We start from the raw sequence: 24,707 nt of genomic DNA, 5'->3' as shown, positions 1-24,707 counted from the left end.
CCCGCACCACGAGGCGCACCCGCGTGTCGAATCGATTCGTGAACTGTCGCGGTCGGTGCGACGATAGAGGGCGATGCACCAGTCAGACCACCGCACCGCACCCGCCGGCCACGCACCGGTGAACCCCGCACCGGCCGACCCCGCGGCCGCCGTCCCCGTCGCCCCGGGAGGCGCCGGCGCGACGCCCACGGACGACGCGCCCCACCAGCGCCCCGACGCGCGCCACGTCCTGCTCCTGGGCGCGATGTGCGCGCTGCCCGCGATCTCCACCGACATCTACCTGCCCTCCCTGCCGGACGTGGCGCGCGACCTGGGCACCTCGGCCGCCGCCGCGCAGCTGACCATGACGGGCATGCTGATCGGCGGCGCGGTGGGCCAGCTCGTCATCGGTCCGCTGTCCGACCGCCTCGGGCGGCGCACCCCCGTGCTCGTCGGCGTCGCGCTGCACGTCGTGGTGTCCCTGCTCTGCGCGGTCGCGCCCGCGATCGTCCCGCTCATCGCGCTGCGCGTCGCGCAGGGGTTCTTCAACGCGTCCGCGACGGTCGTGGCCATGGCCCTCATCCGGGACCGGTTCGTCGGGTCGGACGCGTCGCGGCTGATGTCCCGGCTCATGCTGGTGATCGGCGTCGCCCCGCTGTTCGCACCGTCCCTGGGCGGGGTCATCGCCGGGCAGTGGGGCTGGCGGGCCGTGTTCGTCGTGCTGGCGGTGCTCGGTGTGGGGCTGTGGCTCGTGGTCGCGCGCCGCATGCCCGAGACGCTGCCCGTCGAACGGCGCCGGCCCAGCGGCGTGCGGGCCGCGTTGTCCGGCTACGCGCACCTGCTGCGGGACCGGCACTTCGTCGCGCTGGCCGTGCTGCCCGGTCTGACCATGGCCGTGCTCATGACCTACGTCGTCGCGTCGCCGTTCGTGCTGCGGGTCGGGTACGGCCTCACCGAGCACCAGTTCGCCCTGCTGTTCGCCGTCAACGGCGTCGGCCTGGTGCTGGGGGCGCAGGTCAACGCCGCCCTGGTGCGCCGCGTGGCCCCCATCCGGATCCTGCGGGTCGCGGTCGTGCTCACCGTGCTGCTCACCGCGGCGCTGCTGGCGGTCGCGCTCACCGGGTTCGGTGGGCTGTGGTCGCTCGTGGTCGTGCTGTGGCTGGTGCTCGCGCTGGTCAACTTCGCGCCGCCCAACGCCACGGCGATCGCCCTGGGCCGGCACGGCACGATGGCCGGCACTGCGGCCGCCTTCATCGGCGCGCTGCAGGCGGGCACCGGTGGCGTCGTCGCCAACCTCTCCGGCGTGCTGGGCGGCGGACCCGTCGCGATGGCCGTGGTCATGCTGGCGTCGGCCACCGTGGCGCTCGCGGTGCTGGCGCTGGCCACCCCGGCGTTCCGCCGCGGCGGTGCCTGGCAGCAGCTCACCTGAGCAGCAGCTCACCTGAGCCGGGCCCGGCCGGGCGCCGGCCCGGTCGTCAGCCGAACGCGCGGCCCAGGCGGGCGACGGCGTCCTCCAGGACGTCCCGGCGCTTGACGAACGTGAAGCGCACCCAGGTCCGCAGCGCGTCGTGCGTCGGTGACCCGGCGCGGGTGAACGCGCTGACGGGCACGGCGACCACCCCGGCGCGCTCCGGCAGCGCGCGGCAGAACGCCGCGCCGTCCGTGGCGCCCAGCCCGGCGGCGTCGGCCAGCACGAAGTAGGTGCCGTCGGGCCGGACCACGTCGAAGCCCGCGTCGCGCAGCCCGTCGCTGAGCAGGTCACGCCGCTCCGCGAGCGACGCCACCAGGTCCTCGACCCACGCGAGGGCCGCCGGATCCGTCAGCGCGTGCGCCACGGCGGGCTGGAACGGCGCACCGGACACGTACGTGAGGAACTGCTTGACCGTCCGGACCGCCGCGACGAGCGCGGCCGGTCCGGTCACCCAGCCGATCTTCCACCCCGTGAACGAGAACGTCTTGCCGCTCGACGAGACCGTCAGGGTGCGCTCCGCCATGCCCGGCAGCGTGGCCACGGGCACGTGCCGGACGCCGAACACCAGGTGCTCGTAGACCTCGTCGGTCACCACGAGCAGGTCGTGCGCCACGGCGAGGCGCGCCACCGCCGCCAGCTCGTCGGCGCGCAGCACGGCCCCGGTCGGGTTGTGCGGGGAGTTGAGCAGCAGCAGCCGCGTGCGCGGCGTGATCGCGCGTTCCAGGGCCGCGACGTCCAGCCGGAAGCCGTCGGCGGTCGGGCGCAGGGGTGCGGTGGTGTGCGTCGCGCCGGCCATGGCCACGACCGCGGCGTAGGAGTCGTAGTACGGCTCCAGCGTGAGCACCTCGTCACCCGGGGACGCCAGCGCCAGGACCGCCGCGGCGAGCGCCTCCGTCGCCCCGGTGGTGACGAGGACCTGCGTCGCGGGATCGACCTCCAGGCCGTAGCGCACGCGCTGGTGCGTGGCGACGGCCGCGCGCAGCGGGGCGGTGCCGGGGCCGGGCGGGTACTGGTTGACGCCGGCCAGGATCGCGTCGGCGGCCACCCGCGCGACCGGCCGCGGGCCGTCGACGTCGGGGAACCCCTGCCCGAGGTTGAGCGCACCCGTCCGGTCGGCGAGCGCGGACATCTCCGCGAAGACCGTCGCCCGCGCGGTCCCGTCGGGGTCCAGCAGGCCCGCCGCCGCCGCCACCTGCTGCCACCGCGTCGTCACGGCGCGAGCATAGGCGTGCGCGTGCGGGACCGACGGCCCGCCCGGCCGGCCGGGTCGGCGGGTCGGCTCAGAACGTGCCGGCGGCCGAGAGCAGGCCGACCACGACGAGGAGCGCGAGCGAGAGCCACGCGGTCACGACCCACCACTCGGCACGGTGGCGGCGGACCTCCCGGGTGTGCGTGCGAACGGTCATGTCTCCACGATCGGCAGATGGGGGGCCTCGGACGACGTCCCGGAGGGCGGGTCGTGGATTTCACCCGCTCCCCGGGGCAACCCGTGGGCCACCGACGACAGGGGAGCGACGACCCGGCAGTGCCGGGCCGTCGCCCGGGTCACTCGGTCGCGGACCTCAGGTCCTGGCCGAGGGCGTCGAGGTGGGCGCCGAGCGTCTGCAGCGCACCACCGGCCTCGTCGCCGGCGCCCGCGGCCGCGGCGTCGAGGTCCGCGCGTGCGGCGTCGACCTTGGCGCGGGCATCGGCGAGCGCCTGCGCGGACGCCTGCGCGCCCTCGGCCTGCGCCTTGTCCAGCGCGGCCTGGGCCTCGTCGACCGCGCCCTGCGCGTTGGTCACGGCCTGGTCGGCCTTGCCTCGCGCCTCGTCGTCGAGCCCGCTGAGCGAGCTGCGGGCCTGGTCGACCTCCGCCCGCGCCTCGTCGGCGTGGGTCCGGGCGGTCGCCAGGACCTCCTCGAGCTTGTCCCCGGCTGCCGTGATCTCGTCCGCGGCACCCTGGGCGGCGCTCGCGATGTCGTCGCCCGCCTCCTGCACGGTGGCGTCGCTGCAGGCGGCGAGCCCGAGCGTCAGTGCACCGCCGGTCGCGAGCGCCGTGAGCAGGCGCGCGCACCTGCCGGGGGCCGCGGTGGTGGTCGGCTGACGGCGGACGGATGTCATGGGCGCAGCCACGGGGACGCCTCCTTCGTCGGGGACCGGCCGAGTCGACCGGGCGTCCAGTTTGCCCCGACATCGTCCGTCGCGCTCGGCGAGGGTGCCGTCCCGGCCACGTGCCGGGACGACGACGCCCCCGCCGGCGGTGCCGGCGGGGGCGTCGGAGCGGTGACGGGGGCGCCGCCCCGTGGGGTGGGGCGCTGGACCGTCGGGGAGGTCGGTCAGGCCCCCGTCCGCTCGCGGCGTCCACGGACGTCCTCCAGCGACGTGCCGTAGTAGGCCGCGGTCATGATGTCCTTCATGTCGCCGATCATCGGCATGCGCGGGTTCGCGGGAGCGCACTGGTCCTCGTAGGCGCCCATGGCGACCTCGTCGAGGCGGTTGATGAACTCCTGCTCGTCGACGCCCTGCGCCTGGAAGGACGACGGGATGCCGACCTTGGCGCGCAGCGCCTCGACGGCCAGCGCGTAGGACTCGACACCCTCCTCGGGCGTGGAGGCCGGCAGGCCGAGCATCGCGGCGATCTGCTGGAACCGCTCGGGCGCCACGTAGGACTCGTACTTCGGCCAGCTCGTGAGCTTGGTCGGGACGGTCCCGTTGTAGCGGATCACGTGCGGCAGCAGCGTGGCGTTCGTGCGGCCGTGCACCAGGTGGTACGTCGAGCCGATCACGTGCGCCATCGCGTGCACGATCCCGAGGAACGCGTTGCCGAAGGCCATGCCGGCGATCGTCCCCGCGTTGTGCATCTTCTCGCGGGCGTCCTGCGTGGCCGGGTCGGCCGGGTCGCCGTTCACCGACTGCGCGAGGTTGTCGAAGATCAGGCGGATCGCCTGCAGCGCCATGCCGTCGGTGAAGTCGTTGGCGTAGACCGACACGAACGCCTCGGTGGCGTGCGTCAGGGCGTCGAAGCCCGAGTCCGCCGCCAGCGAGCGCGGCATCTTCGAGGTCAGCACCGGGTCGATGATCGCGACCGTGGGGGTCAGCGCGTAGTCCGCCAGCGGGTACTTCTTGCCGGCGTCGGGGTCGGAGATGACCGCGAACGGCGTGACCTCGGCGCCCGTGCCCGACGTGGTCGGGATGCACACGAGCTTGGCCAGGTCGCCCAGGACCGGGAACTTGAACGCGCGCTTGCGGACGTCGAAGAACTTCTGCTTGAGGTCGGAGAAGACGATCTCCGGGTGCTCGTACAGCAGCCACATGACCTTCGCCGCGTCCATGGGCGAGCCACCACCGAGCGCGATGATCGTGTCGGGGCGGAAGTGCCGCATCTGCGCCGCGCCCGCCTGGACCGTCTTGACGGACGGCTCCGGCTCGACCTGGTCGATGATCTGCACGGCCACGTTGTTGCCGCGGCGCCGCAGGACGTCGAGGACCTTGTCGACGAACCCGAGGGTCGTCATGGTCGCGTCGGTGACGATGGTGACGCGCTCGACGTCCGCCATGTCCGCGAGGTAGCGGATGGCGTTCGGCTCGAAGTACGTCTTGGCGGGGACCTTGAACCACTGCAAGTTGTTGTTCCTCCGGCCCACGCGCTTGACGTTGATGAGGTTCACCGCCGACACGTTGTTCGACACCGAGTTGTGGCCGTAGGAGCCGCAGCCCAGCGTCAGCGACGGGATGAACGCGTTGTAGATGTCGCCGATGCCGCCGAGGGACGACGGGGCGTTGCAGATGACGCGGATCGCCTTGACGCGCTTGCCGAACTCGACCGTCAGGGCCTCGTCGCGCGTGTGGATCGCGGCGGAGTGGCCCAGGCCGTCGAACTCCACCATCTGCTCGGCCAGTGCGAAGCCCTCCTCGGTGGAGGTCGCGCGCAGCACGGCCAGCACGGGGCAGAGCTTCTCGCGGGTCAGGGGCTCGTGCGGGCCGACGCCGGTGACCTCGGCGAGGATGATCGACGTGTCCGCCGGGACCGTGAACCCGGCCTGCTCGGCGATCCACACCGGCGACTTGCCGACGACCGCGGGGTTGAGCTTGGCGCCGCCGCAGTTCTCGCCGCCGGCCTCGACGCCGAAGATGAAGCGCTCGAGCTTCGCCTTCTCCGCCGGGGTGGCCCGGTAGGCGTGCAGCTTGGCGAACTCGGCCATCGCGGCGTCGTAGATCTCGTCGTCGAGGATCGCGGCCTGCTCCGAGGCGCAGATGACGCCGTTGTCGAAGGCCTTGCTCAGGACGATGTCGTTGATCGCGCGGGCGAGCTTCGCGGACTTCTCGACGTACGCCGGGACGTTGCCGGCGCCGACGCCGAGGGCCGGCTTGCCGCACGAGTACGCGGCCTTGACCATCGCGTTGCCACCGGTCGCGAGGATCGTGGCGACGCCCGGGTGGTTCATGAGCGCACCGGTCGCGGCCAGCGACGGGGTCTCGACCCACTGGATGCAGTGCTCGGGGGCACCGGCGGCGACGGCCGCGTCACGCACGACGCGTGCGGCCTCGAGCGAGGAGCGCTGCGCGTTGGGGTGGAACGCGAAGATGATCGGGTTGCGGGTCTTCAGCGAGATGAGCGACTTGAAGATCGCGGTGGACGTCGGGTTGGTCACCGGGGTGATCCCGGCGATGACCCCGACGGGCTCGGCGATCTCGGTGATGCCGTTGAGGTCGTCGACGTTGATGACGCCGACGGTCTTGAGGTTCGCCATCGAGTTGGTGACGTGCTCGCACGCGAAGATGTTCTTGACGGCCTTGTCCTCGAAGACGCCGCGCCCGGTCTCGTCGACGGCGAGCTTGGCGAGGTTGCCGTGCTGGTCGAGTGCCGCGACCGCGCCCTTCTTGACGAAGCGGTCCACGTCCTCCTGGGTCATCGACGAGAACTCGGCGAGCGCCTTGGTGGCGTTGGCGACGAGCCGGTCGACGGCCTGCGCGACCTCGTCGACCTCGGCGACGCCGAGGGCGCTGCCTGCGGGCTGGGCGGCGGTGGCCGAGGTCGCCTCGGCCGGCGCGTCGGCAGCGGCCTTCGCGCGGGTGCTCTTCTTGGTTTCGGACACCTGGACTCCCCGGGTAGTGGTGAGAGGGGGGCGGACGCTGGAGGCCGTCCGTCGCTGGTTCCGACGCTAGGGATCAGGGGGCCCGGAAACGTGGGATGAAAGTCCCCGCGGGTGTGACGCACGCCGCTCCCGCGTCCCGCGGCGCGGCCGTGAGGGGACCTCGGTCCTGCTCCGCGGGCCCGTCGGGGCCGCCGGACGCGTCGCCGCGCGGGTGTCGGACCCCGGTGGCACGGTGGCCCCATGAGCGACGTCCTGCCGCACTCCGCCGTCACCGCCGCCGTCGACGCCCGCCACTGGCGCGTCCTGCTCGGCACCCTGCGGGCGGCGTTCCGCACGCCCGACTGGGCCACGGGCGCCGAGCTGGTCGCCCGGGTCGCGCGGGCCGCCGACGCCGCCGACCACCACCCGGACGTGCTGCTGCGGTACGGCCAGGTCACGGTCACCACCAGCAGCCACGACGTGCACGGCCTCACGCAGCGTGACGTCGACCTGGCCGCCGCCGTCACCGCCGTCGCGGACGAGCTGGGCCTGCAGGCCGCGGAGCCCGCGGGCGAGATCCTCGAGATCGCGGTCGACGCGCTCGACATCCCGGCGGTCCGCCCGTTCTGGAAGGCGGTGCTCGCCTACGACGACGTCCCGGGCGACCCGGGCGCGCTCGCCGACCCGGCCGGGACCGGGCCGGCGGTGTGGTTCCAGCAGATGGACGCGCCGCGCCCGCAGCGCAACCGCCTCCACGTCGACGTGACGGTGCCGCACGACCTGGCCGAGGAGCGGGTCGCGGCGGCCCTCGCCGCCGGTGGCCGGCTGGTGTCGGACGACGCCGCACCGTCGTTCTGGGTGCTGGCCGACCCGGAGGGCAACGAGGCGTGCGTGTGCACGTGGCAGGGGCGGTCGACGGCCTGAGCGTCAGACGAGCCGTCGTCGCAGGGTGCCGCGCACGTCGAGGGGCTCGGCCGCGTGCAGCAGCGGGGCCCTGCCTGACACGTCGACGCCCAGCGGCAGCGTCATGGTGTTCGTCGTGATGTCGCACTCCGCGGGCGCAAGCCGCCACGGCGCGTGCTCCACACCGCCGACCCACAGCCGGCGCGGCGCGCGGGGCGCCAGGTCGCTGGTGTACATCCGGTAGCGCTCGGTGAGGAAGTGCTCGAGCGTGCCCGGCTCGGACGCCCGCGCCGGACCGGTGCGTGCGTAGACGGCGCGGAACGCGGCCGCCGGCGCGCGCGGGTCGGTGCGGTCGCTGGCGTACCGGACCGTCCCGGCCGTCTCCTCGAGCCGCATGCGGGCGCGGTGGTAGGCCAGGCTCATCGTCGCGCGCCCGACCTCGACGCCGGTCGCGCTGGCGGCGTCCAGGCTGAAGAACCACACCCCGGGCTCGCCGCGGTACGTCACGTAGGTCCGCACGTTGAGCTCGTGGAAGGCCCCGGGGCCGAACCCCAGCGGCGGGGTGAGGCGGGGTCGCACCACCGGCATCGTGAACGGCACGACCGCGAGCCAGGCGTCGCCGTCGAACGTGTCGATGTCGAGCAGCGGCGGGACGTGCGGCCGCAGCGCGGCCACGGGCACGGGCCAGTGGCAGAACAGCAGGCGGGACCAGCGCATCGCGACGGCCCACGGTGCACGGGGGAGCGGGTCGGTCGCCATCCGGGCACGGTAGCCCGGCGGGGCGCCCGTCCGCGCCGCCCGCGCGGGTTCAGACGACCTCGGGACGCTTCTTCCGCGCGAACCGGGCCGGCAGGTCGGGCCCGTCCCACACCTGGATCGACCGCCACACGGACGCGGCGATCGGCACGGCCAGCACGGCCCCGGTGATGCCGGCCAGCACCGTGCCGGCCGTCAGCGCGAAGAGGATGACCAGCGGGTGGAGCGACAACGAGCGACCCATGACGACCGGCTGCAGGAAGTCGCCCTCCAGCTGGTTCACCAGCACGACGATGCCCACGACGATCAGCGCCTGCACCGGTCCGACGGCGACCAGCGCGACCAGCGCGGCGAGGATGCCGGCGACCGTCGCGCCCACGAGCGGGATGAACGCGAGCAGGAAGACCAGGACCGACAGCGGGATCACCAGCGGCACGCCCACGCCCGCCAGCCCGATGCCGATGCCGACGGCGTCCACCGCGGCGACGATCGCCGTGCCCCGCACGTACCCGCCGAGCGCCTGCACGGTCGCGGCGCCGACCCGCTGGCCGCGCCGGTACCGCTCGCCGTCGAACGGGCGCAGCAGGAACTCCCAGATCTTCGGCCCGTCCTTGAGGAAGAAGAACAGGACCACGACCATGATGAAGAACCCGGCGACGAAGTCGGCGGTCTGCGAGACCCCCGCGATCGCGCCCGACCCGACGGCGTCGGACTGCAGGAGGCCCACGGCCGACTCCCGCACCGAGGCGATCTGCTCGTCGGTGATGTCGAACGGCAGGCTCTGCACGTACGCCTGCAGCTCGTCGAACCCGTCGAGGGCCTGGTCGCGCAGGTCCTCCCACTGGTTCACGACCGCCCGGACGACGAGCCAGACGATCCCTCCGAGCAGTGCCAGCAGGCCGAGCAGGGCGATCCACGTCGCGAGCAGCGAGGGCACCCCGCGCCGGCGCAGGGTGCCGACCACCGGCGAGATCGCGGACGCCAGCACGAGCGCGATGAGCACGGGGATGACCACGAGGGTGAGGCGGGTCAGCGCGAACACCGCGACCGCGACCACGGCCAGGACGGCCAGGACCTGCACGGCGCGGGTGCCCGCCCGCCCCAGGCCGTCGGCCCACAGCACACCCGCGGTCCGGGTGGGGGCGGCGGCCGGTCGCGCGGGCGCGTCCTCGACCTGCTGCGGCGGGGGGCGGCGTCCGAACAGACCCATCGATGTCCTCCAGGTGGCGGCCGGCGACGTCCGGCGGCACAGACGCTAGGGGGGTCGGCGGCTCACCGCGCGTCGAGGCCGCCCGCTACGCCCGCGCGGACACCAGCGACGCACCCCAGCCGAAGGCGCGTCCGAGCTCCGCCTCCGTCGGCCCGGTGGTGGTCCCGGTGACCTCGAAAGACGCCGGCGGGGCGACGAGCCTCCCGGACAGCGCCTGCAGCCGCTCGGCGATCGCGTGCGCGGCCGAGCCGCTGTCCGCGGTGCCCCAGGACGTGTCGAACGCGGCCACCGGGGTACCGGCCACCAGGGCCGGCGCCGAGGTGAGCCAGCGGTCCAGCCCGGTCAGGCCGGAGACGGTCGGGCCGTGCGTGCGGGCCTGCGTGCGGGAGTCGTTGGTGCTCATGCCGCGCAGGTGCGTCGGCCCTCCGACGGCCAGCAGCAGCACGTCCGTCGCGCGCCACGGTGCGCGCTCCCCGTCACCCACGACCCGGCCGACCTCGACGACGTCGACCGCCAGGCCGCACGACGCGATGCCCGCAGCGACCGCCTCCGCGATCGCCAGGGTGCCGCCGAACATGGACTCGAACACCACCATCGCTGTCATGACCCCACGGTCCTCGCCGGACGGGCGCGGCGCCGCGGCCGTTGGTCCCGCGTCCCTGCGGGTGCGGGGCCCGGGGGCCAGGGGAGTGCTCGGGCCCGTCCGGGCCGGCAGGGGTCAGGGGGTGGCGCCCGCCGGCCCGACGGGTGCGACCACCGCGCTCGCGGCCCCCGCGGCGCCGGCCGTGCCGGCATCCGGGAGGCAGGCGTGCAGGGCGTTGTAGAGCAGCACGAACCCCGCGAACGCCCCGCCGGCCACCAGGAAGCGGTTCATCCGCGGCCGGACGTCCCGGCCGAGCACCTGCCGCTGGGCGTGCGGCTCCAGCACGGCGCCGCGGTGGACGTCCACCACGCCGTCGCCGGCGTCCTGCACGGTGAGCACCACGTCCGGCGCCCGCAGCTCGGCGTGCGCGACCCGGTCGCCCACGGTGAGCGGGTGGCGGGGCGCGCCCAGGACGTGGAGGACCTCGGCGACGTCCGCCCGGGCGACCTGCAGACGACGGCGTCGGCCGTCCAGCGTGACGGTGACGTCCTCGCCCGCGCGCAGGGTGGCCGGGTCGAGCCGTTCGGGCAGGTCGACGGGGTAGGAGAGCGTCACCGTCCGGCGGCGGTAGCCGTAGGTGTAGGCCAGGCGGTGGTCGGCGTCGTCGCCGTCGCGCAGGTGCCACTCCTCCCACAGGGAGAAGCGCCCGGTCGCGGCGTCGCGGGCCCGGTAGCAGACGAAGCCGCGGGCGGTGGCCTGCCACCCGGTCCGTCGCCCGAGCGTGCGGCCCAGGCGGACGCGGGTGCGGGGGACGGGCTGGTGGACGAGCACGGCCACCGACGGTAGCCACCGGCCCGTGCCCCGGCCTGCGTGGTCACCCCATCGTGCGGGCGCGTCCCCCGTCCGGTCGCAGGCGCAGGGAGCGGCGTGCGCCCCCGGACGCGCGAGAGCCCCACGGCCGGGGAACGGCGGTGGGGCTCTCGTGTGGTGCGCCCGAAAGGATTCGAACCTTCGACCTTCTGCTCCGGAGGCAGACGCTCTATCCGCTGAGCTACGGGCGCGCGGCGATGCCCGAGACTACCAGCACCCGCGGGGGCGTGAGGTCACGCGCTCGCGGACGCGGCAACCCCCGCGCGGCGCGCCCCGGTGCCGCGGCCGGTCAGCCGTCCTCGAGCAGGCCGGACAGGTAGCCGCTGGTCTCGGCGGCCGCGCGCTCCGGATCGCCGGCCACGATCGCCTCGATCAGCGAGTCGTGCGCGTCCGCGGCGTGCACGTCGGTGACGAAGTTGAAGCGGATGTTGTCGCCGATGGCCTCGATGAGGTTGTCGTACAGCGAGCGCAGCACGGGGTTGCCCGCCGTCCGCACGATCGCGCGGTGCAGCGCGAGGTCGGAGGCGACCATCTCGTCGAGGTCCCCGCCCTCGTAGGCCGCGGCGCGGGCGTCGCGCTTGGCGAGCAGTTCGGACGCGTCGTCGGCGGTGCGGCGGCGCGCGGCCAGCCGCGCGGCCTCCATCTCCAGGGCCCGCCGCACGGACACGACGTCGCGCTGCCGGGCGTCGGCGATCTGCCGGCCCATGGTCACGGCGAACTCGGAGGACGACAGCACGTACGTGCCCGACCCCTGGCGTCGCTCGAGGAGCCCGGCGTGCACGAGCGACTGCACGGCCTCGCGCACGGTGTTGCGCCCGACGCCGAGCAGCTCGACCAGCGAGGGCTCGGGCGGGATGCGCGTCCCCACGGGCCACTCGCCCGAGCCGATGCGTGACCGCAGCGCCTCCACGGCGGTGTCGATCAGTCCGGTGCGTCGCGCCATGGGCGGTGGTCTCCTCGTCGTCGGCGTCGGGGCGTGCGCCGCCCGCTTCGCGGCCCCGGCGCCCTGCCCGAGTCAACACGTCCGACGACCGGACGACCAGCCCTGGCGCTCTGCGCGCGCCGTGCGTCGCCGCGCCGTGACCGACTGTGCCGGTGAGGACGAGGCGTCGACAGGACGACCTCTCACCACCGGGACGGTCGTCGGGGGAGCTCCGCGACACGTCACGGCGGCCGGAGCCGGGCCGTCGGCGGCGGCGGAAGGTCCCTTGCGGGGCGGGGGCCGGCCCGCCACTGTGTTCCCCGACGCGCAGGGTGCGGCGGATCCGCAGGGGGCTCCGACGTCCTGCGGGATAGGACCCGTGTTGCCGACGCCAGCTGCTGTTCCTGTGCCAAGAAACGAATCGACAGGCAGTCCGGCCATCGAGGCGGAAGGTCTTCGGAAGTCGTTCGGACGAACTCACGCGCTCGACGGTTTCGACCTCTGGGTCGCCGAGGGAGAGGTCCACGGATTTCTCGGCCCCAACGGTGCCGGGAAGTCCACGACGATCCGCGCGCTGCTCGGGCAGCTGCGTCTGGACGGGGGCCGGGCGAGGATCTTCGGCCGCGACTGCTGGTCCGACGCCGTCGAGGTGCACCGCCGGCTGGCCTACGTCCCCGGCGACGTCGCGCTGTGGAACGGGCTGTCGGGCGGCGAGTGCATCGACATCCTCGTGCGCCTCCAGGGCGGTGGCAGCGCCCGCAGGCGTCGCGAGCTGGTCGAGAGGTTCGACCTCGACCCGACGAAGCGCACCCGCACGTACTCCAAGGGCAACCGGCAGAAGGTGGCGCTCGTCGCCGCGCTCTCGAAGGAGGCCGACCTCCTCCTGCTCGACGAGCCCACCTCCGGTCTCGACCCGCTGATGGAGGAGGTCTTCCAGTCCTGCGTGCAGGAGGTGAAGGCGGAGGGTCGCACCGTCCTGCTCTCGAGCCACATCCTGAGCGAGGTCGAGGCGCTCTGCGACCGCGTGACGATCATCCGGGCGGGACGTGCGGTGACCAGCGGCACTCTCGACAGCCTGCGAGGCAGCACCCGCACGACCGTGCTCGCCCTCACCGCCCGGCCGCTCGGGCCCCTCGACGCGGTGCCCTCCGTGACGGACCTGCACGCCGAGCAGCACGCCGACGGCGTCCGGACGAGGCTGCGGGTCGGTCCGGAGGACCTGCCTGCCGCCATGGAGGTCGTCATGGCGGCAGGGCTCCTGCGCATCACGGTGGAGCCACCCAACCTCAACGAGCTGTTCCTGACGGCCTACCACTCCGCGGGTGCCGGGACAGCGGGGCTCCACGCATGACCGGTGTCGTGGGCTGCCTGCGGCTGCTCCTGCGCACGACGTGGGTGAGCGTGCTCGGCTGGCCCGTGGTGATGACGGTGCTGCTGTGGTCGGCCGCCGCGTCGATCCTCGACCTCTACCCGGACGCGGCTCACCGCGAGCTCTACGCCCAGGCGGTGACCGGCTCGGTCGCCACCAGCGTGTTCCAGGGGCGCGGCTACGACCTGACGACGGTCGGGGGGATCCTCGCCCAGGAGATGGGCATCATCACCCTGACGCTGTTCCCGCTGGTCGGCGCGCACATCGCCGTGCACCTCACCCGCTCGCTCGAGGACCGCGGCCACCTCGACATCGTCCTCGCCGGTCCCGTCGGCCGCTTCGCCCCCGTCGTGGCCGGGATGCTCGCCTCGACCGCGAGCGCCGTCCTCGTCGGCGTCCTCGGGTACCTCACCCTGCTCGGGGCCGAGTACCCCGGGGCAGGGTCCGCGCGGTACGCGGCGGCACTCACCCTGCTCATGGTGTGGGCGTCGTCGCTCGGGCTGCTCGCCGGTCAGCTCGCGCGCACGTCACGCGACGCGCACCAGCTCGCGTTCGGCATCGTCCTGCTCTGCTACCTGGTGCGCGGCTTCGTCGACGTCGAGCGGCTCGACGCGACGTGGTCCACCCCGATGTCCTGGCTGGCGGAGGTGCGCCCGTTCGCCTCCTCCCCGCCCGTGTGGCCCGCCGTCGCGTTCGCCGTCGTCGCTGTCGTGCTGTCCGCTGCCGCGTTGTGGGTCACGGCGCACCGTGACCTCGGCGGCGGCGTGATGCAGCCCCGGCCGGGGCGGGCGGAGGCCTCGCCGGTGCTCCGCGGACCGACCGCCCTCGTCGCGCGGCTGACCCGCGCACCGTCGCTCGCGTTCCTCGTCGGTGGTGGCGTGGTCGCGTTCGTCTTCGGCTTGTTCGCCCGGGACATGGCCAGCGAGGGACTCGAGGCTCGCCTCGTCCTCCTCGTCCAGGTCAACGCGCTCCTCGCGGCCGCCGTGGCCGTCCGGTGCGCGCTCGTGACCGCGCAGGAGGAGCGGGCCGGTCGCACGGGGCGCGTCCTCGCCGCGCCGCTGAGCCGCGAGCGCTGGCTGGGGTCGGCGGGCCTGGTCGCCGCGGGGTGGTCGCTGCTGATGCTGGCGTGGGCAGGACTGCTCAGCGGGCTGGGGCTCGCGATCGCTCTCGAGGACGACGCGAGGGTGGCCGACGGTCTTCGTGACGCGATGTCGTTCGCGGCGCCCGTGCTGCTCGTGGGGGCCCTGACGGTCCTCCTCGGGGCGATCAGCCCGAGGCTCGCTCCGCTCGGGTGGGTCGTCGTGGTCTGGGCCGCGGTCGTCGCGCTCCGCGCGGACCTGCTCCGGCTGAGCGACACCGCGCGCCACCTCTCGCCACTGGAGTGGATGGGCAAGGTGCCGCTCGAGACCTGGGACCGCGGCGCTGCGGCGGGTATGGCGGCCGTCGCCGTCGCCCTGTTCGCCGTGTCGCTCGTCCTGCTGCGCCGGCGTGACCTCGTCGCCGGCTGAGTCGGCCCCGCCGCCGACGGGCGCGCACGGAGGTGGGCGGCCCGTCCCCTACCCTGGAACCGTGACTCCCGACCAGCTCGCCGACGCACTGCGCGGCGCTCTCGTGCACGCCGTCGACGACGGCACGTTCACCCTCGACCCGGCCGCGATCCCGGCTCGCGTGCACATCGAGCGACCCCGCCAGCGCGAGCACGGCGACTGGTCGACGAACGTCGCGCTGCAGCTGGCGAAGAAGGCGGGCGTCAACCCCCGCGCGTTCGCCGAGGAGCTCGCGCGGCGCCTCGCCGACGTGCCGGGCATCGCGGCGGTGGAGATCGCCGGCCCCGGGTTCCTCAACATCCGGCTCGACGCCGCGGCCGCCGGCGAGCTCGCGCGCGGCATCGTCGAGCAGGGTGCCGACTACGGGACCAACGAGACGTTCGCAGGCCTCAAGGTCAACCTCGAGTTCGTCTCGGCCAACCCCACGGGTCCGCTGCACATCGGCGGCGTGCGCTGGGCGGCGGTCGGCGACGCGCTCGCTCGCGTGCTGACCGCGTCCGGCGCCGACGTCACGCGCGAGTACTACTTCAACGACCACGGCGCGCAGATCGACCGCTTCGCGCGGTCCCTCCTGGCCCGCGCCCGCGGCGAGGAGGCCCCCGAGGACGGCTACGGCGGCCAGTACATCGCCGAGATCGCGGACCAGGTGATCGCCGACGCGCTCGCGGCCGGTGAGCCGGACCCGCGCACGCTCCCGGACGACGAGGCGCGCGAGGCGTTCCGCGCGCGCGGCGTCGAGCTGATGTTCGGGGAGATCAAGCAGTCCCTGCACGACTTCGGCGTCGACTTCGACGTGTACTTCCACGAGGACTCGCTGCACGAGTCCGGTGCCGTGGACCGCGCGGTCGAGCGTCTGCGGGCGGGCGGCCACATGTTCGAGAAGGACGGCGCGCTGTGGCTGCGCACCACGGACCTCGGCGACGACAAGGACCGCGTCGTCATCAAGTCCGACGGCGAGGCCGCCTACATCGCCGGTGACATCGCCTACTACCTCGACAAGCGTGAGCGGGGCTTCGACCGCGTCGTCATCATGCTGGGCTCGGACCACCACGGGTACGTGGGTCGCATGATGGCCGTGTGCGCGGCGTTCGGTGACACCCCGCACGTGAACCTCGAGATCCTCATCGGCCAGCTCGTGAACCTCGTCAAGGACGGGGAGCCGGTGCGGATGTCGAAGCGCGCGGGCACGATCATCACGATCGACGACCTCGTCGAGGCCGTCGGGGTGGACGCCGCGCGCTACGCGCTGTCGCGCTCGTCGTCGGACCAGCAGATCGACCTCGACCTCGACCTGCTCGCCAAGGCCACCAACGAGAACCCCGTCTACTACGTGCAGTACGCGCACGCGCGCACCGCCGCGGTGGCCCGCAACGCCGCCGAGGCGGGGGTGCGCCGCGAGGACGGGTTCGACGGCTCGCTGCTCGACCACGAGTCGGAGGCCAAGCTCCTGGGTCTGCTGGCCGACTTCCCGCGGATCGTGGCCCAGGCCGCGGACCTGCGCGAGCCGCACCGCGTCGCGCGGTACGCCGAGGACGTCGCCGGGGCGTACCACAAGTGGTACGACCAGAAGCGCCGCGTCGTGCCGTGGGGCGACGAGGAGGTCACCGACGCGCACCGCACGCGCCTGTGGCTCAACGACGCGACCCGCCAGGTGCTCGCCAACGCCCTCGGCCTGCTCGGGGTGGGCGCGCCGGAGCGGATGTGACCGCCGGGCCGCTCGGCCCGCCGTGGTCCTCCGGCGTCGTGCGCGGCGCCGACGGTGCCGTGCGGGTCGCGGACGTCGACGTGCGGGACCTGGCGGCGACGCACGGCACCCCCGCGTACGTCGTCGACGAGGCGGACCTGCGAGCCCGTGCCCGGGCGTACCGCACGGCGTTCGAGGCCGCGTGCGCGCAGGTCGGCACGGGCGTCGACGTCTACTACGCCGGCAAGGCGCTGCTGACGCGCGCGGTCGCGCGGTGGGTGCACGAGGAGGGCCTGCGCGTCGACACGGCCAGCGGCGGGGAGCTCGCCGTCGCGCTGGCGGCCGGCGTCCCCGGCGCGGACATCGGTCTGCACGGCAACAACAAGTCCGACGACGAGCTGCGCACCGCGCTCGACGCGGGGGTCGGGCGCATCATCGTCGACTCGCTCGTCGAGGTGGACCGCCTCGCCGCACTGGTGCGCGCGCACCGCGGCCCGGACGGCGCCCCCGCGCCGGTCATGGTCCGCGTGACCACCGGTGTGCACGCCGGTGGTCACGAGTTCATCTCCACGGCGCACGAGGACCAGAAGTTCGGGCTGTCGCTGGCCGCGGGACCGGATGGCGGCGACAGCCCCGCCCTGACGGCGCTCCTGCGCGTCCTGGAGCACCCCGCCCTGCGCCTGCTGGGCATCCACTCGCACATCGGCTCGCAGATCCTCGACCCGTCGGGCTTCGCCGTGGCCGCGCAGCGCGTGCTCGCGCTGCGGGCGGCGCTGCACGCCCGCACCGGCGTCCTGGTCGACGAGGTCGACCTGGGCGGCGGCTACGGCATCGCCTACCTGCCGGGCGACGTCCCGCTCGACCCGGACCGCATCGCGAAGGAGGTCGCCCAGGCGGTCGCCGACGCGGCGCGCGAGCTGGGCACCCCGCTGCCGCGGCTGTCGATCGAGCCGGGCCGCGCGGTCGTCGGCCCCGCGGGGCTGACGCTCTACACCGTGGGCACGGTCAAGCCCGTGCGTCTGGACGACGGACGCGTGCGCACGTACGTCTCCGTGGACGGGGGCATGAGCGACAACATCCGCCCCGCGCTGTACGGCGCGCAGTACCACGCGGAGATCGTGTCGCGGCTGTCGGACGCCGCACCCGTGCTCGCACGCGTGGTCGGCAAGCACTGCGAGAGCGGTGACGTCGTCGTCCACGAGGTGCAGCTGCCCGGCGACGTGCGGGCGGGAGACCTGCTCGCGGTCGCCGCCACGGGGGCGTACGGCCGGTCGATGGCGTCGAACTACAACCTGCTGACCCGCCCGCCGGTGGTCGCGGTGACCGCGGGGGCCTCGCGCGTGCTCGTGCGCCGCGAGACCGTGGCGGACCTGCTGGCGCTCGACGTCGCGGCGTCCTGAGCCGACCGGCACGGGCTGACCCCGCCTGCCGGTGCCACCCCGCTCAGCCGAGGTGCACGGCCGCGAGGTCGGCGAACACCGCCCGGTTGAGCCGGAAGGCGATGCGGGCCTCGGCGACGACCTCCTCGCGCTGCGTGGGCGTCAGGGGCAGGGCGTCGAGCCGGTCGCGGTACACGTCCTTGAAGGGCTTGAGCCTGTGGATCTGCGGGAAGTCGTAGAACGACACCCCCGCACCGCTCAGCCCGTGGTGGCGCTCGATCATGCGCTTGAGGATCTGGCCGCCGGACAGGTCGCCCAGGTAGCGCGTGTACGCGTGCGCGGCGTAGCGCGGCAGGTCGTCGCCGACGGCCTCGAGGCGCGCGACGTAGTCGGCGGTGGCGGGCAGCACCCGCACCTGCGTGCGCCAGCCGTCGCCGAGCAGGTGCGCGAGGTCCGCCTCGATGGCGGGCACCCGGACGAGCTCGGGGAAGACGAGGTCGCCGTGGGTGCCGGCCGCGACCAGGCGGTCGCCGGCGGCCTCCAGGGCGCGGTACACGGCGTGCTGCTGGGCGGCCAGGTCGACGTACCCGGCCAGCGGGAGCGTGCCGCCCATCAGGTGCTCGACGAACGCGGACCGCTCGGCGTCCTCGTGGTCCTGCCGGGTGCCGGTGCGCAGCGCCGTCGACAGGGTGTCGACGGTCTCCGGGGTGGTGGCCATGGTGCTCCTGGTGCGCGAGGGCGTGCCAGGACTTGCTGACACTCTGTCAGGACGGACGCTACCGGCGGTGAGGACGACCTCACAAGACCGCCGTCCAGCCGCGCGGCGCCCGGAGCGCGGACCCGCGGGACGGCGCCGGGCGTGCGCGCCCTATCCTGGGCCCCGACCGGCCCTCGCGGGCCGGTCCGACGCACGACCCCCACGACCTCCGGCGGCCGTCGGCCGCCCCGCTCGGAAGGCACCTGCGTGGCCCTCACCCCCGGCACCCACCCGCCCCTGCGCGTCGCCGTCCTCGGCTGCGGCGTCGTCGGGACGGAGGTGGTCCGCCGGCTGGTGACGGAGGCCGACGAGCTCGCCGCCCGCGTCGGGGCGCCGCTCGAGCTCGTCGGGGTCGCGGTGCGCTCGCTGGACGCCGAGCGCGACCCCGTGGTCGACCGCGCGCTCCTGACGACGGACGCCGAGTCGCTCGTCGAGAAGGCCGACGTCGTCATCGAGCTGATGGGCGGGATCGAGCCGGCCCGCACCCTCGTGCTGCGTGCCGTCGAGCACGGGGCGTCGGTCGTCACCGCCAACAAGGCGCTGCTCGCGCAGGAGGGGCCTGCGCTCTACGACGCCGTGGACGACGCGGGCGTGGACCTGTACTACGAGGCCGCGGTCGCCGGCGCCATCCCGATCGTGCGCCCCGTGCGCGAGTCGCTCGCGGGCGACACCGTGCAGCGCGTGCTCGGCATCGTCAACGGCACCACCAACTACGTCCTCGACTCCATGACCACCACCGGGCAGGGCCTGGACGAGGCGGTCGCGGACGCGCAGGCCCTCGGGTACGCCGAGGCGGACCCGACGGCCGACGTCGAGGGGTACGACGCCGCCGCCAAGGCCGCGATCCTCGCGTCGCTCGCGTTCCACACCCGTGTGGCGCTCGCCGACGTCGACCGCACGGGGATCACGGGGCTCACCGCCGACGACGTGACCTGGGCGGGTCGCACCGGCCACGTCCTGAAGCTGCTCGCGGTCGCCGAGCGGGCACGCGCGGCCGACGGGCGCGAGGGTGTGCTCGTCCGCGTCCGGCCCACCCTCGTGCCCGCCGAGCACCAGCTCGCGGCCGTGCGGCAGGCGTTCAACGCCGTCTTCGTCGAGGCCGAGGCCGCGGGCGAGCTCATGTTCTACGGCCGCGGAGCGGGCGGCAGCCCGACCGCGTCGGCGGTCCTGGGCGACCTCGTCTCGGTGGCGCGGCACCGGGTCCTCGGCGGCAAGGGACCTGTCGAGTCCTCGCACGCCGACCTCCCCGTGCTCGACGGCGGCGAGGCCCGGTCGCGGTACCAGGTGCGCCTCGAGGTCGACGACCTCCCGGGCGTGCTCGCCCGGGTCGCGGCCGAGCTCGCGGCGCAGGACGTCTCCATCGAGTCGGTGCGCCAGACGCTGCAGGACACGGACGGCGACGTGTCGGCCACGCTCGTCATCACCACCCACACCGCACCGGAGCGCGCGCTGCGCTCGACGGTCGACGCCGTCGCCGCGCTCGACGTCGTGCGCGCCGTCGTGTCCGTGCTGCCGGTGCTCTGAACACCCCACCCCACCCACCCGAGGAATCGCATCCCATGGCCCACCAGTGGCGCGGCGTCATCGCCGAGTACGCCGACCGCCTGCCCGCGCACGTCCAGCAGCGCATCGTCACGCTGGGGGAGGGCGGCACGCCGCTCGTGCCCGCACCCGCGTTGTCGCGGCTCACGGGCGCCGACGTGCACGTCAAGGTCGAGGGCATGAACCCGACCGGCTCCTTCAAGGACCGGGGCATGACCACGGCGATCTCCGCCGCGGCGGCGCGGGGCGCGCAGGCGGTCGTGTGCGCGTCCACGGGCAACACCTCGGCGTCCGCCGCGGCGTACGCGACCCGCGCGGGCATGGTCTGCGCGGTCCTCGTGCCGGACGGCAAGATCGCGATGGGCAAGCTCAGCCAGGCGATCGCGCACGGCGCGCGGCTGCTGCAGGTCGACGGCAACTTCGACGCCTGCCTGGTCGCCGCCCGCAAGCTCGCCGAGGCGTACCCGGTCGAGCTCGTCAACTCGGTCAACCCCGACCGCATCGAGGGGCAGAAGACCGCGGCGTTCGAGATCGTCGACGCGCTGGGCGACGCCCCCGACATCCACTGCCTGCCCGTCGGCAACGCCGGCAACATCACGGCGTACTGGAGGGGCTACCGCGAGTACGCGGGCCTCGACGCGGGCGAGGCCCTCCCGGCCGTCGCCGGTCGCACCCCCGCGATGTGGGGCTTCCAGGCCGCGGGCGCCGCCCCGATCGTGCTGGGTCACCCCGTCGACACCCCCGAGACGATCGCCACCGCGATCCGCATCGGCAACCCCGCGTCGTGGCAGCAGGCCGAGGAGGCCCGTGACGTGTCGGGCGGCGTCATCGAGTCCGTCACCGACGAGCAGATCCTCGCCGCGCACCGCGTGCTGTCGGCCGAGGTCGGGGTGTTCGTCGAGCCCGCGTCCGCCGCGGGCGTCGCCGGGCTGCTGGCGCGCGCCGAGCGTGGTCTGGTCCCGGCCGGTGCGCGCGTCGTCGTCACGGTGACCGGCCACGGTCTGAAGGACCCGCAGTGGGCGCTGCGCACCGCGGACGGTGACGAGGTGCAGCCCGTGCGCGTGTCGGCGGACGTCGTGTCCATCGCTGACGCCCTCGGCCTGGACTGAGCGCCGTGCGGCTGCGCGCGGCGCACGTGCGGGTCCGGGTCCCTGCCACCTCCGCCAACCTCGGTCCGGGCTTCGACGCCCTCGGGCTCGCCCTGGGCCTGCACGACGAGCTCGAGGTGCGCGCGCTCGGTACCCCGGGCGTGCGTGTCGAGGTGCAGGGCGAGGGAGCCGGGACCCTCCCCGACGACGAGACGCACCTGGTGGTCCGGGCCCTGCGCGCTGCGCTCGACCACGTCGGTGCCCCGCAGACCGGGCTGCACCTGGTGTGCCACAACCGGGTGCCGCACGGCCGCGGGCTCGGCTCGTCGGCCGCGGCCGTCGTGGCCGGCGTGCTGGCCGCCCGCGGGCTCGTCGGGGACCCCGACGCGCTCGACGACGACGTGGCGCTCGCGCTGGCCACGGGCCTCGAGGGACACCCCGACAACGCGGCCCCCGCGCTGCTGGGTGGGCTCACGGTCGCGTGGACGGACGACGCCGGTCAGGCGTCGGTCCCGCGGGTGCACGCGGCGCGCCTCTCCGTGCACCCCGACGTCGCCCCCGTGGCGATCGTCCCGCCCGGGCACCTCTCGACCCGCGCGGCGCGGGGCGTGCTGCCGGCGCAGGTGCCGCACGTGGACGCGGCCTGGCAGGCCGGTCGCTCGGCGCTGCTGGTCGAGGCGCTCGGCCGACGACCCGACCTGCTGCTGCCCGCGACGGGCGACCGGCTGCACCAGGAGTACCGGCGGCAGGTGATGCCGGCGTCCCTCGCGCTCGTCGACGCGCTGCGCGCCCAGGGCGTCGCCGCGGTCGTCTCCGGCGCCGGCCCGACGGTGCTGGCGCTCGCGCGGCGCGTCGCCGGCGGGGAGGGGGACGGCGCGACCGACGCCGACGCCGCCGTGTCGGCGGCGTTCGGGGGCGTCATGGCGGGGTGGCGCGTGCTGCCGCTGCCGGTCGACACGCAGGGCGCGTCCGTCGTGACGCTGCTGGACTGAGCGGCGGCGGGCGCGCGCCCGGGTGAACGCGCCGGACCCGCCCCGGGGCCGGTGTCCCCGGTGCTACGCTTTGTTCCGTTCCCCGGACCTCGTCCTCCGGCCCCCTGTGGATCCTGTCGGTGACCCGGCGTGGACCTTCCACGGTCCTCAGCTCCCCGACCACCTCCTGGAATCCCGCCGGACGGTCCACCGAGTCGACGACGAGGGGAACATCCAGCCCGCGCGAGCAGACGTCGTCGTACGCAGCGCGCGTGGCACCGCTCCGTCCGGTCGTGTCCGACCGGACGCAGGCCTCCTCCCGGTCGGACCGGGTGGGCCCCGACGAGGGGGAAGGATCCTTCGTGACAGACACCATCGACGCCGCCGCGACCACTGCGGGCGGCTCGGGTTCCGGCAGCATCTCCGCGATGCGCCTGCCGGAGCTCCAGGCCCTGGCAGCGCAGCTCGGCGTGAAGGGCACGAGCAAGATGCGCAAGGGCGACCTGGTGCAGGCGATCTCCGCCGCGCGCTCCGGTGAGCGCCCGCAGGCCGCGGAGCCCCGTGCGACGACGCGCCGGGCCCAGGCCGTCGCGCAGGAGGCGCCCGTGACGTCGGAGCCCGCCCCGCAGCGCGCGCAGACCTCCGCACCCGTGGACGTGCCCGCCGTCGACCTGGCACCCGTGGAGCGACCGGCGCGTGCGCGCCAGCGCTCCGGCAGCCGGGACGCGCTCGCCGGGCTGGAGGCCGCGCTCGACGCGCGCCTCACCCCGCCGGAGCAGCGCGAGGAGCGCGGGACGCGCGCCGAGGGTGCCGGTGAGCGCCGCTCCCGCCGGGCCGGACGCGGGGCCGGTGCGCCCGTCGCGGTCGAGCCCGCGGACGACGCCACGGTCGAGCGGCAGCGCCCCGAGCGTCGCCCCGACGACCGCGTGCGGGACGAGCGGCAGGACGACCGTGCGGGGGACCGCCAGCGCGGCGACCGCCAGCGGGACGACCGTGCCCAGGGCGACCGCCAGCAGGGCGACCGTGCCCAGGGTGACCGCCAGCAGGGCGACCGCCAGCAGCCCGACCGCCAGCAGCCCGACCGCCAGCAGGCCGACCGTCAGCAGGCCGACGGTCAGGACGTCCGCCAGGGCGGCGACGACCGTCAGGACGACGACGAGCGCGGCGGCCGGCGTCGCCGGTCGCGCGACCGGTTCCGCGACCGTGACCGCGACCGCAAGCGGGGCCGCACGGGCCGCGGCACCCAGGGCGACCTGGGTGGCCTCGACGAGATCGAGGTCACCGAGGACGACGTCCTGGTGCCCGTCGCCGGCATCCTCGACGTGCTGGACTCCTACGCCTTCGTGCGGACGACCGGCTACCTGCCGGGACCGAACGACGTGTACGTGTCGCTCAACCAGGTGAAGAAGCACGGGCTGCGCCGCGGTGACGCGATCACCGGTGCGGTCCGTCAGCCGCGTGAGGGCGAGGCGGCGCCGCAGGGCGGCCGCCCCAACAAGTTCAACGCGCTGGTCCGGCTCGACACGGTCAACGGCATGGACCCGGAGGTGGCGCGCCAGCGCCCCGAGTTCACCAAGCTGACGCCGCTGTACCCGCAGGAGCGGCTGCGCCTGGAGACCGAGCCCGGTCGCCTGACGCCGCGTGTCATCGACATCGTCGCGCCCATCGGCAAGGGCCAGCGCGGCCTCATCGTCGCGCCGCCCAAGGCCGGCAAGACGATCGTCATGCAGCAGATCGCCAACGCGATCACCGCGAACAACCCCGAGGTCCACCTCATGGTCGTGCTCGTCGACGAGCGCCCCGAGGAGGTCACGGACATGGAGCGGACGGTCAAGGGCGAGGTCATCGCCTCGACGTTCGACCGCCCCGCGTCGGACCACACGATCGTCGCCGAGCTGGCCATCGAGCGGGCCAAGCGGCTCGTCGAGCTGGGGCAGGACGTCGTCGTGCTGCTCGACTCGCTCACCCGCCTGTCGCGGGCCTACAACCTGGCGGCGCCCGCGTCGGGCCGCATCCTGTCCGGTGGTGTGGACGCCTCGGCGCTCTACCCGCCCAAGCGGTTCTTCGGCGCCGCGCGCAACATCGAGAACGGTGGCTCCCTGACCATCCTGGCCTCCGCCCTGGTGGAGACGGGGTCGAAGATGGACGAGGTCATCTTCGAGGAGTTCAAGGGCACCGGGAACATGGAGCTGCGGCTGTCCCGCTCGCTGGCGGACAAGCGCATCTTCCCGGCGGTGGACGTCAACGCGTCCGGCACCCGCCGCGAGGAGGTGCTCATGAGCAACGACGAGCTGAAGATCGTCTACAAGCTGCGTCGCGTGCTCGGCGCGCTCGACCAGCAGCAGGCGATCGAGCTGCTGCTCGGCAAGCTGCGCGAGACCCGGTCCAACGTGGAGTTCCTGCTGCAGGTGCAGAAGACCACCCCGGGCGGCAGCGGCCCCACCCTCGAGGAGGGCGTCAGCCGCACGGTCGTGTGACCGGCGCACCGTCGCCGGACGGCCCCGCACCCCCGTGGTGCGGGGCCGTCCGCGTCCTGTGCGGGAAGTTTTCGCACTGGCCCACGGTTCTGGCACAATGGTCCGTCGGTCTGCGGTTCACCGGCGCGGGACGCGCGTCCGGACC

General features: G+C 74.6%; 20 protein-coding genes and 1 tRNA gene. 10 read left to right on the top strand and 11 right to left on the bottom strand.

The window, feature by feature from the left end; all coding sequences use genetic code 11:
- Positions 1–73 precede the first annotated feature (73 nt).
- Positions 74–1,408: a multidrug effflux MFS transporter gene (locus J1G43_RS16365; protein ID WP_207341647.1), complete on the top strand. Its 1,335-nt coding sequence runs from the start codon at positions 74–76 to the stop codon at positions 1,406–1,408.
- Positions 1,409–1,454: 46 nt separating this feature from the next.
- Here J1G43_RS16365 and J1G43_RS16360 read toward each other — a convergent pair whose 3' ends face one another.
- The 4 genes from J1G43_RS16360 to adhE all read right to left on the bottom strand — a co-directional run bounded on the left by J1G43_RS16360 (position 1,455) and on the right by adhE (position 6,525).
- Complete coding sequence (locus tag J1G43_RS16360) at positions 1,455–2,663, bottom strand: pyridoxal phosphate-dependent aminotransferase (RefSeq protein WP_207378846.1); 1,209 nt, start codon at positions 2,661–2,663, stop codon at positions 1,455–1,457.
- A 67-nt stretch (positions 2,664–2,730) separates the two neighbouring features.
- A complete protein-coding gene (locus J1G43_RS16355; RefSeq protein ID WP_207341649.1) occupies positions 2,731–2,856 on the bottom strand; it encodes a molybdopterin oxidoreductase in 126 nt (41 codons plus the stop codon).
- 139 nt (positions 2,857–2,995) lie between these two features.
- Positions 2,996–3,550: a hypothetical protein gene (locus tag J1G43_RS16350; protein WP_207371273.1), complete on the bottom strand. Its 555-nt coding sequence runs from the start codon at positions 3,548–3,550 to the stop codon at positions 2,996–2,998.
- Positions 3,551–3,765: 215 nt separating this feature from the next.
- Positions 3,766–6,525 (bottom strand): bifunctional acetaldehyde-CoA/alcohol dehydrogenase, encoded by a 2,760-nt coding sequence (adhE, locus tag J1G43_RS16345; protein ID WP_207341651.1) that lies wholly within the window; start codon positions 6,523–6,525, stop codon positions 3,766–3,768.
- A 240-nt stretch (positions 6,526–6,765) separates the two neighbouring features.
- Here adhE and J1G43_RS16340 point away from each other — a divergent pair, with 240 nt between their 5' ends.
- On the top strand, positions 6,766–7,428 hold the full coding sequence (locus J1G43_RS16340; protein ID WP_207341652.1) for a VOC family protein: 663 nt from the start codon (positions 6,766–6,768) through the stop codon (positions 7,426–7,428).
- Positions 7,429–7,431: 3 nt separating this feature from the next.
- Here J1G43_RS16340 and J1G43_RS16335 read toward each other — a convergent pair whose 3' ends face one another.
- The 6 genes from J1G43_RS16335 to J1G43_RS16310 form a co-directional block, all read right to left on the bottom strand.
- Complete coding sequence (locus J1G43_RS16335) at positions 7,432–8,166, bottom strand: YqjF family protein (protein WP_207378845.1); 735 nt, start codon at positions 8,164–8,166, stop codon at positions 7,432–7,434.
- 49 nt (positions 8,167–8,215) lie between these two features.
- Complete coding sequence (locus J1G43_RS16330; RefSeq protein WP_207371276.1) at positions 8,216–9,373, bottom strand: AI-2E family transporter; 1,158 nt, start codon at positions 9,371–9,373, stop codon at positions 8,216–8,218.
- An 85-nt stretch (positions 9,374–9,458) separates the two neighbouring features.
- A complete protein-coding gene (locus J1G43_RS16325; protein ID WP_207341655.1) occupies positions 9,459–9,977 on the bottom strand; it encodes a hypothetical protein in 519 nt (172 codons plus the stop codon).
- Positions 9,978–10,091: 114 nt separating this feature from the next.
- The gene (locus J1G43_RS16320) at positions 10,092–10,787 is read right to left on the bottom strand and encodes a hypothetical protein (protein ID WP_207341656.1); all 696 of its coding nucleotides are present in this window, start codon (positions 10,785–10,787) and stop codon (positions 10,092–10,094) included.
- Between the two features lie 154 nt (positions 10,788–10,941).
- Positions 10,942–11,017 (bottom strand) — tRNA-Arg (locus J1G43_RS16315).
- Between the two features lie 98 nt (positions 11,018–11,115).
- On the bottom strand, positions 11,116–11,769 hold the full coding sequence (locus J1G43_RS16310) for a FadR/GntR family transcriptional regulator (RefSeq protein WP_207378844.1): 654 nt from the start codon (positions 11,767–11,769) through the stop codon (positions 11,116–11,118).
- 385 nt (positions 11,770–12,154) lie between these two features.
- Between J1G43_RS16310 and J1G43_RS16305 the strand changes: the two genes are divergently transcribed.
- The 4 genes from J1G43_RS16305 to lysA all read left to right on the top strand — a co-directional run bounded on the left by J1G43_RS16305 (position 12,155) and on the right by lysA (position 17,748).
- Positions 12,155–13,099 (top strand): ABC transporter ATP-binding protein, encoded by a 945-nt coding sequence (locus tag J1G43_RS16305; protein WP_307859635.1) that lies wholly within the window; start codon positions 12,155–12,157, stop codon positions 13,097–13,099.
- Positions 13,096–14,625, top strand: a complete 1,530-nt coding sequence (locus tag J1G43_RS16300; RefSeq protein WP_207378842.1) for an ABC transporter permease — start codon at positions 13,096–13,098, stop codon at positions 14,623–14,625. Before J1G43_RS16305 ends, J1G43_RS16300 begins: the two co-directional genes overlap by 4 nt.
- 61 nt (positions 14,626–14,686) lie before the next feature.
- On the top strand, positions 14,687–16,369 hold the full coding sequence (argS, locus tag J1G43_RS16295; RefSeq protein ID WP_207341660.1) for an arginine--tRNA ligase: 1,683 nt from the start codon (positions 14,687–14,689) through the stop codon (positions 16,367–16,369).
- Entirely contained in the window at positions 16,366–17,748 is a 1,383-nt protein-coding gene (lysA, locus tag J1G43_RS16290; RefSeq protein ID WP_207341661.1) for a diaminopimelate decarboxylase, read from the top strand. Before argS ends, lysA begins: the two co-directional genes overlap by 4 nt.
- 43 nt (positions 17,749–17,791) lie before the next feature.
- Here lysA and J1G43_RS16285 read toward each other — a convergent pair whose 3' ends face one another.
- The gene (locus tag J1G43_RS16285; RefSeq protein ID WP_207341662.1) at positions 17,792–18,445 is read right to left on the bottom strand and encodes a heme oxygenase (biliverdin-producing); all 654 of its coding nucleotides are present in this window, start codon (positions 18,443–18,445) and stop codon (positions 17,792–17,794) included.
- 246 nt (positions 18,446–18,691) lie between these two features.
- Between J1G43_RS16285 and J1G43_RS16280 the strand changes: the two genes are divergently transcribed.
- From J1G43_RS16280 to rho, 4 genes are all read left to right on the top strand, one after another.
- Entirely contained in the window at positions 18,692–20,008 is a 1,317-nt protein-coding gene (locus J1G43_RS16280; RefSeq protein ID WP_207341663.1) for a homoserine dehydrogenase, read from the top strand.
- A gap of 35 nt (positions 20,009–20,043) precedes the next feature.
- Positions 20,044–21,135, top strand: coding sequence for a threonine synthase (gene thrC, locus J1G43_RS16275; RefSeq protein ID WP_207341664.1), 1,092 nt, complete (start codon positions 20,044–20,046; stop codon positions 21,133–21,135).
- A gap of 5 nt (positions 21,136–21,140) precedes the next feature.
- The gene (thrB, locus tag J1G43_RS16270; protein WP_207371281.1) at positions 21,141–22,106 is read left to right on the top strand and encodes a homoserine kinase; all 966 of its coding nucleotides are present in this window, start codon (positions 21,141–21,143) and stop codon (positions 22,104–22,106) included.
- Between the two features lie 341 nt (positions 22,107–22,447).
- Complete coding sequence (rho, locus tag J1G43_RS16265) at positions 22,448–24,562, top strand: transcription termination factor Rho (RefSeq protein WP_207378841.1); 2,115 nt, start codon at positions 22,448–22,450, stop codon at positions 24,560–24,562.
- The last annotated feature ends 145 nt before the right edge of the window (positions 24,563–24,707 follow it).

Source organism: Cellulomonas sp. zg-ZUI22 (genome assembly GCF_017353535.1).
In the GTDB taxonomy this organism is placed as follows: domain Bacteria; phylum Actinomycetota; class Actinomycetes; order Actinomycetales; family Cellulomonadaceae; genus Cellulomonas; species Cellulomonas wangleii.
The sequence above is the reverse complement of the archived record's forward strand: the minus strand, read 5'-3'. Positions and strand labels throughout refer to the sequence as shown.